At 71.7% G+C, this 13,936-nt stretch carries 11 protein-coding genes; 7 read left to right on the top strand and 4 right to left on the bottom strand.

Going from position 1 to position 13,936, the window contains the following annotated elements; translation table 11 throughout:
• Positions 1–73 precede the first annotated feature (73 nt).
• The 3 genes from C4U03_RS18035 to C4U03_RS18025 form a co-directional block, all read right to left on the bottom strand.
• Complete coding sequence (locus C4U03_RS18035) at positions 74–394, bottom strand: hypothetical protein (RefSeq protein WP_103938958.1); 321 nt, start codon at positions 392–394, stop codon at positions 74–76.
• A gap of 29 nt (positions 395–423) precedes the next feature.
• The gene (locus C4U03_RS18030; protein WP_103938957.1) at positions 424–1,419 is read right to left on the bottom strand and encodes an SPFH domain-containing protein; all 996 of its coding nucleotides are present in this window, start codon (positions 1,417–1,419) and stop codon (positions 424–426) included.
• Between the two features lie 194 nt (positions 1,420–1,613).
• On the bottom strand, positions 1,614–3,491 hold the full coding sequence (locus tag C4U03_RS18025) for a glycoside hydrolase family 15 protein (protein ID WP_103938956.1): 1,878 nt from the start codon (positions 3,489–3,491) through the stop codon (positions 1,614–1,616).
• 243 nt (positions 3,492–3,734) lie between these two features.
• Here C4U03_RS18025 and ppdK point away from each other — a divergent pair, with 243 nt between their 5' ends.
• The 7 genes from ppdK (at position 3,735) to C4U03_RS17990 (ending at position 12,647) form a co-directional block, all read left to right on the top strand.
• Positions 3,735–6,431 carry a pyruvate, phosphate dikinase gene (ppdK, locus tag C4U03_RS18020; RefSeq protein WP_103939149.1) on the top strand — a complete coding sequence of 899 codons (2,697 nt, stop codon included), beginning with the start codon at positions 3,735–3,737 and terminating at the stop codon, positions 6,429–6,431.
• A gap of 116 nt (positions 6,432–6,547) precedes the next feature.
• Positions 6,548–7,324, top strand: a complete 777-nt coding sequence (locus C4U03_RS18015) for a YdcF family protein (RefSeq protein WP_103938955.1) — start codon at positions 6,548–6,550, stop codon at positions 7,322–7,324.
• Between the two features lie 110 nt (positions 7,325–7,434).
• On the top strand, positions 7,435–8,679 hold the full coding sequence (locus C4U03_RS18010; RefSeq protein ID WP_103938954.1) for a deoxyguanosinetriphosphate triphosphohydrolase: 1,245 nt from the start codon (positions 7,435–7,437) through the stop codon (positions 8,677–8,679).
• A 30-nt stretch (positions 8,680–8,709) separates the two neighbouring features.
• Positions 8,710–9,717, top strand: a complete 1,008-nt coding sequence (locus C4U03_RS18005; protein WP_103938953.1) for a TolB family protein — start codon at positions 8,710–8,712, stop codon at positions 9,715–9,717.
• 89 nt (positions 9,718–9,806) lie between these two features.
• Complete coding sequence (locus C4U03_RS18000; protein ID WP_160147029.1) at positions 9,807–10,856, top strand: outer membrane protein assembly factor BamB family protein; 1,050 nt, start codon at positions 9,807–9,809, stop codon at positions 10,854–10,856.
• 87 nt (positions 10,857–10,943) lie between these two features.
• Complete coding sequence (locus tag C4U03_RS17995) at positions 10,944–12,122, top strand: MFS transporter (protein ID WP_103938951.1); 1,179 nt, start codon at positions 10,944–10,946, stop codon at positions 12,120–12,122.
• 57 nt (positions 12,123–12,179) lie between these two features.
• Positions 12,180–12,647 (top strand): GtrA family protein, encoded by a 468-nt coding sequence (locus C4U03_RS17990; protein ID WP_103938950.1) that lies wholly within the window; start codon positions 12,180–12,182, stop codon positions 12,645–12,647.
• Between the two features lie 192 nt (positions 12,648–12,839).
• Here the strand turns inward: C4U03_RS17990 and C4U03_RS17985 are convergent.
• The coding region (locus C4U03_RS17985; protein ID WP_103938949.1) for an LVIVD repeat-containing protein at positions 12,840–13,936 on the bottom strand (1,097 nt) is incomplete at its 5' end.

Genomic DNA, 13,936 nt, shown 5'->3' with positions numbered 1-13,936 from the left:
ATCGGCGACCGCCGCGAAGCGGCAGGTCACGGTACGGTGCCCCGCCGCCCATGGGGTCACTGGCCGGACGTGCCTACTGTGCCTCGATCTGCAGGGCGGCGACCCGGGAGCGCGCCTGGGCCATCGCCTCGTGGTACCTGCTCTCCCACTCCGGGTCGCCATCGGGGATGGACGCGATCGACTGGCGTCCGAACTCCACCGGACCCTGCGGAGTCTGGGCGACCTTCCGGACGACCACCGTGGTGACACCGTCCGCCGAGACGGTGTGGGCCTCCCAGCGCGCGGTGGCCTCCAGCGCCTCGCCGCCGCCGCGTTCGCGGGTGAACGCGCTCACCACGAGCATGACGGCCAGTGCCACCAGGAGCACGGCCGCGACCAGAACCAGCAGCCTCATCGGCGCCTCCTGCCTGCCGACGGGGGACGTCAGTCCCTGGGGAACAGCGCGCCGCTGGGGTTGCCCGGTGCGTAGACCGTGATGCCCTGCGGCAGTGCCTTCAGCTTCTCGATCTCAGCACAGGTCGGGCACCGGTTGTAGCCGTCCTGGCGGGCCTTGTTGGCGGCGGCCTCCAGCTTGGCCTGGTCAACCCGTGCCTGTGCCTCGGTGACCTGGGCGAAGGCCGCCTGCGCCCGGTCCACGGCCTGCTGCACCTGGGCCGGCAGGGTGACCCGCACCAGGTTGAAGTGGATGTTGGTCAGGAAGTCGCCGCCCAGTGTGGCGCGCAGGTCGTTGGCGAGCTGCACGTTGATGGCGTTCTGCACCTTGGCGATGTTGCCGTTGTTGCTCTGTGCCTGGATGCTCGTGGTCTGCCGCCGGCCGTTGCTGCCGGTGTTCTGCACCAGCGCGCAGGAGGACACCAGTTCCGCGCAGCGGAAGCTGTTGATCTGGCTGCGCAGGTTGTTGTCGATCACCGGCCGGACGATCTGGTTGAGGAACGCCGACCAGCCGCCCTCGTCCTGCCAGGCGTAGTACGAGTGGCCGCTCGAGGAGCGGAACTTGCGGGTGCCGAACTTGTCGTCGAACTTCTTGAGCACCTCGTGGTCGAGGTTGAGGGTGAAGTAGAGGGTGCCCTCGATGCCCATGTTGACGCCGTCGCTGCTGGGCACGGTGACCACGTCGACGCCGCCGCCGCCGCGGGTGCTCTCGCCGAGGTTGGAGGTGATGGTGTAGAAGCGCTGCTGGGCGGGGTACTTGTGCACCTTCGACCACCAGCCGACCCAGACCCGCCCGGACCCGGGGTCGATGACCTGCCGGATCCGGGTGTTGTCGAAGAAGCCGCCGTTGCGCACCACGGCGATCTGGCCGCCGTCGGTGCGCTCGAAGCCGCCGAGCAGGCCGATGAGGGCGGGCAGGCCGAGGACCAGCAACAGCAGGGCCGTCAGGACCGCGCCGCCGCGGCCCATCCGGGGCAGGACTCTCATTGCGAACGCTCCAATCCGGGCGGGCCGGCCCGCCCGCGGGGGGATGATCGGATCTCCGCATATCAGATGCGACACGGGCGCGCACGGCTCCCCGCGCCCGTGACATGGGTGTGCGGAAGCGGTCGCCTCGGTGTCGGTGCGGGCCGGGCGACCGCGCTCACGAGGTCCAGGGCTCGGCGTCCCGGACGGGCGGATCAGGCGAAGGCGCCGGGCTCCTCGGGGCGCTCGGCCTGGATGACCTGCATCACCGCGTTGATCAGGGCCAGATGGGTGAACGCCTGCGGGAAGTTGCCCAGATGCCGGCCGGTGTGCGGGTCGATCTCCTCGGCGTACAGCTGCAGCGGGCTGGCGTACGACAGCAGCTTCTCGCACAACCGCTTGGCGCGTTCCAGCTCACCGATCATCACCAGCGAGCTGACCAGCCAGAACGAGCAGATCGTGAACGTGCCCTCCTCGGAGGAGAAGCCATCGTCGGTCTCGTGGGCCCGGTAGCGCAGCACCAGGTCGTCCTCGGTGAGCTCGTCGGCGATGGCCAGCACCGTCTCGCGCACCCGCTTGTCGTCGGCCGGCAGGAAGCCCAGCAGCGGGATCAGCAGCACCGAGGCGTCCAGTGCCTTGGCCCCGTAGTGGGCGGTGAAGACCCCCCGCTCGTCCAGTGCGTTGGTCAGCACGTCGGCGTGGATCTCGTCGGCCGCCTCCTGCCAGCGCTGGGCCAGCTCGTGGTTGCCGCGGATGCGGGCCAGCCGGGCGCCCCGGTCGGCGGCCACCCAGCAGAAGACCTTGGAGGAGGTGAAGTGCTGCGGGTCGCCGCGCACCTCCCACATACCGCAATCGGGGTTGCGCCAGTTGGCCAGCGCCTCCTCGACCTGCTTGACGATGATCTTCCAGAGCCGGTCGTCCAGCCGGTCGCGGCGCCGTACGAACAGGTAGATCGAGCCGATGATGGCGCCCCACACGTCGTGCTGGGCCTGGGTGTAGGCGTCGTTGCCGATCCGTACCGGCCGGGCGCCGTCGTAGCCGCCCAGATGGTCCAGCGTCGACTCCGGCAACTCCTCCCGGCCGTCCACCCCGTACATGATCTGCAGCCGTCCGTCGGCGGCCTCGGCCACGTCGGTGATGAAGTAGAAGAAGTCGTTGGCTTCCCAGTCGAAGCCGAGCGTGTAGAACGCCCACAGCGCCATCGTGGAGTCGCGGATCCACGTGTAGCGGTAGTCCCAGTTGCGCTCGCCCTGCGGGGTCTCCGGCAGCGAGGTGGTGGGGGCCGCCGCCACCGCCCCGGTCGGCGCGAACGTCAGGCCCTTGAGGGTGAGCGCGCTGCGCTGCAGGTGGCTGCGCCAGGGGTGGTCGGGGAACCGGCCGCGCTCCAGCCAGTGCTGCCAGTGGTGCACCGTCCAGATCAGCCGCTCGTGCGCGTCGGCGTAGGTCTGCGGAGGCTCGTGCTCGCTCCACGACAGCGCCACGAACCGGGACTCGCCCTGCTTGAGCAGCGTGCGGCCGGTGGCCAGCGAGCCCTCGAAGCCCACGTTCATGTCGGTGGTCAGCCGCAGGTTCAGCCCGTTGCCGTGGCAGACCGACTCGTGGTAGCCGGCGCCGGTGTGCATCCACTGGGCCGGCTGCCGTCCGTAGTCGAACACCGGCATGCAGTCCAGGCGCACCTGGACCTGGCCGTTCACGCAGCGGACCATGCGCAGCAGCACGTGGTCGGCGTCGTAGTCGGTGGGCGCCCGGCGGTGGGTCCTGGAACGCTCCGTCTCGTGGTGCCAGGGCCCCATGAGCAGCGCGTCGGTGACCACCAGCCACCCTCCGTGGGTCCACCAGGTGGTCTCCATCACCATGGTGCCCGGGATGTAGCGCTGGGCCGCGGGAACCTCGACCCCGGCGGGGCCGACCCGGAAGTACCCGGCGTCACGGTCCAGGATCGACCCGAAGACGCTGGGCGAGTCCATCCGCGGCAGGCACATCCACTCCACGTTTCCGCTCGGCGCGACCAAGGCGGTCGTCTCGCAGTCCGAGAGGAACCCATAGTCGGCGATGGGGGCGAACGGTTCTCCCGCCCTGCCTCCGGCGACCATCGGCCTCACAGCCTCACCTCCTGTTTCCATCATTCCTCCTGGCGTGCGGTGCCCGGGACGTTCCGGCCGGCGGCCCGCCTGTGACCCGTCTGACAGTCATCGGTTAATACCCGATTGGAATAGACCATTAAAGCCGGTCTGACCTGCGGAAACGAGCAGTGCTTGCGGCAGTGCCGAACGAAGTTCGACAACCTGGGTACAGTCCCGGCACAAGCGTGGAATCGGAGCGTGAAGGAGCTCCTCGTGCCGAAGTACGTATATGACTTCAACGAAGGCAACAAGGACCTCAAGGACCTGTTGGGGGGCAAAGGCGCGAATCTGGCCGAGATGACGAACCTCGGCCTTCCGGTGCCGCCGGGGTTCACGATCACCACCCAGGCCTGCCGGCACTACCTGGAGCACGGAACCGTCCCGGACGGACTGCAGGAGCAGGTCGACGAGCACCTGGCCGCGCTGGAGAAGCAGATGGGCAAGCGGCTCGGCCAGGCCGACGACCCGCTGCTGGTCAGCGTGCGGTCGGGGGCCAAGTTCAGCATGCCCGGCATGATGGAGACCGTCCTGAACATCGGCCTGAACGACGATTCGGTGCACGGGCTGGCCACGGTCGCCGGCGGCGGCGCCGACGGCGAGCGGTTCGCCTGGGACTCCTACCGCCGGCTCGTGCAGATGTTCGGCAAGACCGTGCTGGGCATCGACGGCGAGCTGTTCGAGGACGCCCTGGACGACCTCAAGCGGGCCAAGGGCACCGACAGCGACCTGGCCCTGGAGGCCGGCGACTTCCGCGCCCTGGTCGGCGCCTACAAGGAGATCGTGCGCGAGCACGCCGGTCGGGAGTTCCCCACCGATCCACGCGAGCAGATGGAGCTGGCCGTCAAGGCCGTGTTCGAGTCCTGGAACGCCGACCGGGCCATCCTGTACCGCCGCCAGGAGCGCATCCCCGCGGATCTCGGCACGGCCGTGAACGTGTGCTCCATGGTCTTCGGCAACCTGGGCATGGACTCCGGCACCGGAGTGGCCTTCACCCGTGACCCGGCCACCGGCCAGCAGGGCATCTACGGCGACTACCTGCAGAACGCCCAGGGCGAGGACGTCGTGGCCGGCATCCGCAACACCGTCCCGTTGACCGAGCTGGAGCGGATCGACAAGAAGTCCTACGACGAACTGCTGGCCATCATGGCCACGCTTGAGAACCACTACCGGGACCTGTGCGACATCGAGTTCACGATCGAGCGCGGCAAGCTGTGGATGCTGCAGACCCGGGTCGGCAAGCGCACCGCCGGCGCGGCGTTCTGCATCGCCACCCAGCTGGTGGACCAGGGCCTGATCGGGCAGGACGAGGCGGTGACCCGGGTCACCGGCGCGCAGCTGGCCCAGCTGATGTTCCCGCGCTTCGACGAGTCCGCCGACCGCCGGCAGATCGCCAGGGGCATGAACGCCTCGCCCGGCGCCGCCGTCGGCAGGGCCGTCTTCTCCAGCGAGCGGGCCGTCGAGGCCGCCGGCCGGGGCGAGGCGGTCATCCTCGTACGCCGCGAGACCAACCCCGACGACCTGGCCGGCATGGTCGCCGCCCAGGGCGTGCTCACCTCGCGGGGCGGCAAGACCTCGCACGCCGCCGTGGTCGCCCGCGGTATGGGCAAGACCTGCGTGTGCGGGGCCGAGGAACTGGACGTCGACGTGCGGGCGGGCCGCTTCACCGCCCCCGGCGGCGTGGTCGTCGAGGAGGGGGACGTCATCTCCATCGACGGCTCCACCGGAGCGGTCTACCTCGGTGAGGTGCCGGTGGTGAACTCCCCGGTGGTGGAGTACTTCGAGGGCTCCCTGGCCGCCGCCGACGGCGACGAACTGGTCAAGGCGGTGGACCGGATCATGGCCTGCGCCGACGAGAAACGAGCGCTGCGGGTACGCGCCAACGCCGACAACCCCGAGGACGCCGCCCGGGCCCGCCGGTTCGGCGCCGAGGGCATCGGGCTGTGCCGCACCGAGCACATGTTCCTGGGCGACCGCCGCCGGCTGGTGGAGGCCCTGGTCCTGGCCGAGACCGAGGAGGAGCGGCAGCGGGCGCTGGACGCGCTGGAGCCCCTGCAGCGGCAGGACTTCGCCGGGATCTTCGAGGCGATGGACGGGCTCCCCGTCACCATCCGGCTGATCGACCCGCCGTTGCACGAGTTCCTTCCTGATCTGACCGAGCTGTCGGTGCAGGTCGCGGTCGCTGGGAACGACGCCACGCCGCAAGACCGCCGGCTTCTGGAAGCCGTGCGGCGGCTGCACGAGCAGAACCCTATGCTCGGGCTGCGCGGCGTGCGGCTGGGTTTGGTGATTCCGGGACTTTTCGCCATGCAGGTGCGGGCGATCGCCGAGGCCGCCGCCGAGCGCCGCCGGGCCGGCGGCGACCCCCGTCCGGAGATCATGATCCCGCTCGTCGGGGCGGTGCAGGAACTGGAGGCCGTCCGCGAGGAGGCGCGGCAGATTCTGGCGCAGGTCGGCCGGGAGACCGGGGTGGACGTGCCCGCCATGATCGGCACCATGATCGAGCTGCCCCGGGCTGCGCTGACCGCCGGGCAGATCGCCGAGGCGGCGGAGTTCTTCTCCTTCGGCACCAACGACCTGACCCAGACCACCTGGGGCTTCTCCCGCGACGACGTGGAGGCCGCGTTCTTCGGCCGCTACCTGGAGCTGGGCATCTTTGGCGCCTCGCCGTTCGAGACCCTGGACCGCGACGGCGTCGGCCGGCTGATCCGCATCGCCGCCGAGGAGGGCCGCCGCACCCGGCCGGACCTCAAGCTGGGCATCTGCGGCGAGCACGGCGGCGACCCGGACTCGGTGCACTTCTGTCACGAGGTCGGCCTCGACTACGTGTCGTGCTCGCCGTTCCGGATCCCGGTGGCCCGGCTGGAGGCCGGTCGCGCCGCGATCGCGGGGGAGGGGTCCGACAGCCGCTGACGGTGGGGAGGGCGGCGCTGCGGACGGCCCGCCCTCCCGCGAAGTAAGGTGAATCACCGGTAAACGGCTCGAACTCGCGGCGTTCGGCGGGCCATCTAACTAGCGTGGTTGGCGCGATGACGTTGGAAGTTGAAGTGCCCGATTTTGGGTCCGGAGAACACGAGCCGGCAGAGCGCGATCTGTCCGTCCCGGCCCCCGAGGGCGAAGAGCCGAAGAACGATGACAGGCCCGGCAAGCCCAGGAAGCGGCGGCGCTGGCTGTTCTGGTCCGTGATGGTCCTGCTGGCCGTGCTGGCGGTCGCCGTGCTGACCCCGCTGACCGTGGGCTGGCGGGTGTGGTACCAGGCCCGCCAGGACGAGACCCCCAGGTCGGACGCCATCGTGGTGCTGGGGGCCGCGCAGTACAACGGCGTGCCGTCGCCGACCCTGCGCTGGCGGCTGGAGCACGCCGTCACGCTGTACCGCAAGGGCGTGGCCCCGGCGATCGTGACCGTCGGCGGCAAGATGCCCGGCGACAACTACACCGAGGCCGACACCGGGCGGAACTGGCTGATCAAGGAGCGCGGGGTGCCCGCCGACCGGGTGGTGTCGGTCCCCGTCGGCAACGACACCCTGGAGAGCATGCAGGCCGTCGGCCGGCGGTTCAAGCAGCTGGAGTGGGACTCCGCGGTGATCGTCACCGACCCCTGGCACGGCCTGCGCTCCAAGAAGATGGCCGAGGACAACGGCATCAGGGCGGCCGCCTCGCCGACCCGCAGCGGCCCCAGTGTGCAGACCCGTGACACCCAGTTCAACTACATCGTCCGGGAGACCGGCGGCTACCTGTCGTACGTGCTGTTCGGCCGCAGCGTGCGGTCGCCGTCCGAGCTGCGCCCCTCGGTGACACCCCGGTGACACCTCGTGTCATCCAGGATGTCACGGACGCGGCGTACGCTGAAGGACACGGTACGGACGGGGACGCCCGCACCCCGCGTGCGAGGGCGTTCCCCGGTCAGAAAGGACAGATGAGGAACTACTCGGACTCCGACCGGGCGCGGTGGGCGCCCGAGCCGCCCAAGCGCCGTGACCGCACGGCGTTCGAGCGGGACCGGGCGCGGGTGCTGCACAGCGCGGCGCTGCGCCGGCTGGCGGCCAAGACCCAGGTGGCCGATCCCGGCTCCGACGACTTCCTGCGCACCCGGCTGACGCACTCGCTGGAGTGCGCCCAGGTGGGGCGGGAGCTCGGCAAGTCCCTGGGCTGCGACCCCGACCTGGTCGAGACGGCCTGCCTGGCGCACGACATCGGGCACCCGCCGTTCGGCCACAACGGCGAGGCCGCGCTGAACGTGGTCGCCGAGCGCTGCGGCGGGTTCGAGGGCAACGCACAGAGCCTGCGCATCCTCACCCGCCTGGAGCCCAAGTCGTTCGCCCCGGACGGCCGCAGCGTCGGCCTCAACCTGACGCGGGCCTCGCTCGACGCGGTGATGAAGTACCCGTGGCGCAAGGGCTCGCAGCCCGCCGGCCGGCCGCGCGGGGGCTCGGACGGCCCGTACGGCATCTACGACGACGACGTCGACGTGGCGGCCTGGGCCCGCCAGGGGGCGCCCGAGGGCCGGCTGTGCCTGGAGGCCCAGGTCATGGACTGGGCCGACGACGTGGCCTACTCCGTGCACGACCTGGAGGACGCCCTGGTCGCCGGGCATGTGGACTTCGCCCGGCTGGCCGACCCGGCCGAGCGGCGGCTGGTCGCCAGGACGGCCGCCAGACTCTACTGCGACGCCGAGCCGGCCGAGCTGGAGGAGGTCTTCACCGAGCTGCTCACCGCGCCGTACTGGCCCGACCGCTACGACGGCACCCCGGGCTCGCTCGCCGCGCTGAAGAACCTCACCAGCACGCTGATCGGCCGCTTCTGCATGGCGGCCGAGGACGCCACCCGCGAGCGGTACGGCCCGGGCCCGCTGACCCGCTACGCCGCCGACCTGATCGTCCCCAGGCGGCAGCGGCTGGAGTGCGGGCTGCTGAAGGGTGTCACCGCGCACTACGTGTGGATCAGCCACGAGGCCAACCGGGCCCGCCAGCGCGAGCTGATCCTGGAGCTGGCCGACCTGGTGGCCGCCGGCGCCCCGGCCACGCTGGAGGCGCCGTTCCAAGCAGCCTGGGCGGAGGCGGCCGACGACGCCGCCCGGTTGCGGGTCGTGGTCGACCAGATCGCCTCGCTGACCGACACGTCCGCCGTCGCCCGCTACGACCGCCTGCGCGCCGCCGCCTGACCGGCGGCGCACGGGAGAACGGGTGAGGGCGTGACGAACTGGCGGGTGCCCGTGGCCGTGGCCGCCTCCCTGGTCCTGACCGGGATCGCCGTGGCCTACACGGTGCGGGCGGCCGACGAGCGGCGTCCGACGCCCGGGAAGGCGACCGGGGCAGCGTTCGACCTGACCGCGGGACGGCTGGTGTTCCGCGACATGCGGCCGGGACGCGGCCGGGACGCCGTCGCGGCCGTCCCGCTCGCCCGGACACGGGACGGGCGCACGAGCGCGGACCTGCGGTGCGTGAGGTTCTACGCCGCTGCCGGGACCGGGGTCTGCCTGAACACCGCGCCCGGGCCCGTACCGCGCACCTACGCCGCCGTCCTGGACCGGAACCTGCGCGAGGTCCGCCGGGTGGCGCTGCCGGGCGTGCCCAGCCGGGCCAGGGTCTCGGCGAGCGGCCGGATGATCTCCTGGACGGTCTTCGTCCAGGGCGACTCCTACAGCGATGGCAGTTTCTCCACCCGGACCGGCGTCCTGGACACCCGCACCGGCCGGACGGTCACCAGCCTGGAGGGCATCGCGCTCACGTTGGACGGCCGCCGTCACCGCTCCCCGGACGTGAACTTCTGGGGCGTGACGTTCGCCGCCGACGATGACCTGTTCTACGCGACGGTCTCCACCGGAGGCAGGACGTATCTCGTCGAGGGCAGCTTCACGCGGTGGACGGCCCGGACGCTACGGGAGAACGCCGAGTGCCCCTCGCTGTCGCCCGACGGCCGCCGGCTGGTGTTCAAGAAGCGGGTCTCCCGCGATCCGGCCGACCCCTGGCGGCTGTACGCGCTGGACCTGCGCACCCTACGGGAGACGCCGCTGGCCGAGCCGCACAGCGTCGACGACCAGGCGGCCTGGCTGGACGCGCGGACCGTGATGTACGCGCGGCCGCGCGAGTCCGGGGGCTCGGACGTGTGGGCGGTGCCCGCCGACGGTTCGGGCCCGCCCCGGCTGCTGGTGCCGGACGCCGCCTCGCCCAGCGCCCTCGGCCGGGCGAAGGGTTTCTGACACCTACCCAAAGCGTCGTGGTGGCCTTACTCTGTGGCGCACCTTGGGGGCGTGCACACACAGCGGCTGGCGGACGGCGAGGGGCTCAGGTGGCGGATCCGGTGGCGTGGCGGGCCGAAGTCGACGGCACCGTCATCCGGTTGGCGGTGGTCAACGACACGGTGTTCGCCGGATGCGGGCCGCAGGTGTACGCGTTCGACGCGGTGACCGGTGCGGAGCTGTGGCGGATCGACACCGGTACCCCCGGCCCGTTCCGGGTGGCCGAGGGCGTCCTCTACGCCACCGGCGGCGGCCATGTGCGGGCGGTCGACGTCCGTACCGGCGGCGAACGCTGGCGCTTTCGCGGGGCGATCCCGATGCGCCCGGCGGTGGCGGGCGGCCGGGTCTGCGTGATCGGCGACAGCCCCCGCTGGGGCCGCACCCTGCACGTGCTGAACGCCCGCAACGGCGCGGAGAAGTGGCGGATGGAGGCCGACCCGAAGCTGGCGGCGCCCGCCACGGACGGCGACTTGATCTTCGTAGGCTGTGCCGACGGGGCGCTGCTGGCGCTGCGCGGCCGCAACGGTCGCGAGCGCTGGCGGATCGAGCCCCACCACTGGCACCCCGACTGGCCCGAACGCGGCGGCGGGATCGAGGTGCTGGGCCTGACGGACGGCGTGCTGTACCTGGCCGGGCTGCCCTACGACCCGCCGCCGCTGGGGTTCGTGGCGGCCGTGGACGCGCGCACCGGGCAGGAGTTGTGGCAGACCGCCGCCGGCTACGACCCGGGCGCGGGGCGGCCCGACGAGGGCGACCCGCCCGCGGCCGAGGCGCCCGGCGGGGTGTGCGTCGGCGAGCCGGGGCTGGTGACCCACCTGGCGGCGGCCGACGGGCGGCCGCGCGGGTACCGCTTCACCGAGCCGACCCGCTGCTCACCCCCAGTGATGATCGCCGGGCTGGTCTGCGCGGGCACCGCCGGGCAGCTCATCGAGGCGTTCGACGCCGCCACCGGCCGCCGCGAGTGGGTGGTCAAGGACGTGCTGCGGCCGGAGAACTCCGGGCCGCCCCCGGTCGCGGTGTGCCGCGGCCGACTGCTGGTCGGCGGGCACCGGCGCGTCTACCACGTCGATCCCCGCACCGGCGCCACGTTCCCGGCCTGACCGCCGTCCACCCGGGTCGGCGGCCCGGTGGGAGGGCTCCCACAAACGACTGTCCCGCCCGGTGCTTGATCACGTAAATTCGGCCGAATGGTGAGCGCAACGGCCGCGTGGCGGCACAGTGCCCGTGCCGCTGTGACGACGGCCTTCCTGGCGCACGGCCTGGTCGGCGCGGTCTGGCTGGCCCGCATCCCGCAGATCAAGCAGGAACTCGGGCTGACCGAGGGCTCCCTGGGCCTGGCGCTGCTGGGCGGCCCGATCGGGGTGGTGGCCGCGGTCCGGTTCGCCGGACGGATCGTGGCGCGGTGGGGGAGCCGGGCGGCGACCCGGGTGGCCGGGGTGGCGATGGCCCTGGCGCTGGTGCCGTTGGGGCTGGCCTGGAACCTGGGCAGCTTGATGGTGGCGCTGGCCCTACTGGGGGCCGCCACCGGCCTGACGGACGTGGCGATGAATGCCCAGGGCGTCGCGGTGGAGCGGGAGCGGGCGCGCCCGCTGATGTCGGGCCTGCACGGCGCCTGGAGCATCGGTGCGCTCATCGGCGCGCTCGTCGGAACGACGGCCGCCCACCTGGAGGTGCCGGTGCGCGCCCATCTGGCCTCGGCCGCGGCCCTGCTGGCGGTGCTGATGCTGGTGGGCACGCGCGGCCTGCTGGGAGCGTCCGCCGAACTGCCGGTCGAGAACGATGGCGACGGGAACGCGCACGGCGCGCCGGCCCGGTCGGCCCGGTGGACGCTCGTCCTGTTGGGCGTGATTGGCCTGTGCTCGTTCCTCGGCGAGGGCGCCACGGCCGACTGGAGCGCCGTCTACCTCAGGGAGACGCTCGGCACCGGCGCCGGAACCGCCGGGCTGGGCTACGCCGGCTGCGCGGTGGCGATGGCGGCGGCGCGACTGGCCGGGGACCGGGTGATCACCGCATTCGGCCCGGTCCTGGTGCTGCGCGTCGGTGGTCTGGTCGCCGCCGCCGCGCTGGCGGCCGGACTGCTGGCGGGCACGCCGGTGGCCGCTGTGATGGGATTCACCCTGTACGGGCTGGGCGTCGCCGTCGTGGCGCCGGTCACGTTCGGTGCGGCGGGCAACCTGCCGGGCGTGCCGGCGGCCACTGGGATCTCCTGGGCGACCTCCATCGGCTACAGCGGTTTCCTGGCCGGACCTCCCGTCATCGGCTTCGTGGCCCAGGGCGTCGGCCTGACCTGGGCCCTGGCCATCCCGGTGGCGCTGGCCCTGATGATCGTGGCGCTGGCCGGGGTCACCCGCCCGGCCCGCCGATGAGCCGATCACCGGGGTTCGGGACCGGACATATCACCTGCTCCGGTATGGTCTGGCGGGATGAGCACCTTGCAGCGCTCCCGGGCCGCCGCGGCCCTGGCCCCGGTCGCGCGCTCGCGCCTGCACTTCGTGCGCGAGCTGCTGCGTTTCGGCACCGTTGGCACCGTCGGCACCGTGATCACGATCGGCGGCGCCAACCTGATGCGCGGCAGGTTCTGGGAGAGCCCGGTCACCACCGTGCTGGTGCCCACGATGCTGGCGACCCTGTTCTCGTACCTGGCCAACCGGCACTGGACGTTTCGGCACCACGACAGCGACGGCTCGGGCCGTGAGATGGCGCTGTTCTTCGGTCTCAACGGCATCGGGATGCTGATCCAGGCGTGCTGCACCGCCTTCACCTTCTACACCCTCGGCCTGCACGACGCGCTGTCGTACAACCTGGCGCTGCTGGTGGGCCTGGCGCTGGCGTCCGCGTGGCGCTACTGGTCGTACAAGAAGTGGATCTTCACCCGGTCCGCGCCCGCCTGACCGGCCGGCGGCGGAGCGGGAGCGGCGCCGTCTTCCCGGTGGCTCTGGCCGGCGCGTCCGACCGGCCGGGGATGCCGGCGGGCGGGCGGTCTCCGGTGCGTTGACGCGCCACGCCCCGGCCATCGCGGGCGATGGCCGGGGCGCGTCGTCAGTCGGCCGCGGGGTCCGGGGACCGTCCCCGGAGCGGACGGGTCAGTCGAAGTCGAAGTAGTCCGGCTGCGTCTGGACGTTCAGCTCGTCCAGCCTGACCTTCTTGGCCTTGTCGAGGTCCTTGTCGTTGATCTTCAGGACGTCGAAGCCCTTCTGGATGTCGTTGGAGTAGATGTAGCCGTTGTAGTAGTACGTCGACCAGGCGCCACCGGTGATCGAGCGGGTGGTGGACAGCGGGCCGCGCTCGAAGAAGCCGAGCTCCTTGGGCTTGCGGGAGTTGGTGAAGTCCCACACCGAGATGCCGCCCTGGTACCAGGCCTGGACCATGATGTCGCGGCCCTTGACCGGGATCAGCGAGCCGTTGTGGGCCACGCAGTTCTCGGTGTCGGCGTTGATCCGGGGGATCTTGTAGTAGCTGCGGAAGCGCAGCTTGCGCTTGTCGCCCTGGCCGACGATGTCGTAGATGGCGTTGGCGCCCTGCTCGGGCCGGAAGGCCGCGGTGCAGGTCGCCAGGCCGCCACCGCCCAGTTCGTCGGTGAAGACGACCTTCTTGGCCTTGCTGTTGAAGGTGGCCGAGTGCCAGAACGCGAAGTTCTCGTCGTCGCGGACGATATCGATGATCTTCGGCGCTTCCGGCTTGGAGACGTCGAACAGCACGCCGTCGCCCATGCAGGCCCCGGCCATGAGGTCCTCGTCCGGGTAGGTGGTCAGGTCGTGGCAGCCGCTGGTCGCGCGGGTGCCCTCGGGGTAGGGCCGGCCGTCACCGGGGTTGCCGCCGTCCGGGAAGAGCACCGGCTCGGCCACCACCGCGGCGGCCGTCGGGTTCTTCAGCGGCACCTTGATGATGGAGATCTTGTCGTGCGGCTCCTGGCAGTCCGGACCGACGCCCGAGGAGGCCGGGGTCGGCAGGTAGGAGGAGACGTAGACGTACGTCTCGCCGCGCTTGCCGGGCATCAGCGTGTGGGTGTGCGAGCCGCACTCGGTCTCGACGGCCTTGACGTAGCGGGGGTTGCGCACGTCGCTGATGTCGAAGATCTTGATGCCCTCCCAGGCGGTCGGGTCGGTGACCGGCTTGGAGGTGCTCTGGCAGGAGTCGTCGCTGCGCGAGGAGTCGGTGGACAGGAACAGCAGGTTCCCGG

Origin of the sequence: Thermomonospora echinospora (assembly GCF_900108175.1) — a bacterium.
Lineage (GTDB): Bacteria > Actinomycetota > Actinomycetes > Streptosporangiales > Streptosporangiaceae > Thermomonospora > Thermomonospora echinospora.
The sequence above is the reverse complement of the archived record's forward strand: the minus strand, read 5'-3'. Positions and strand labels throughout refer to the sequence as shown.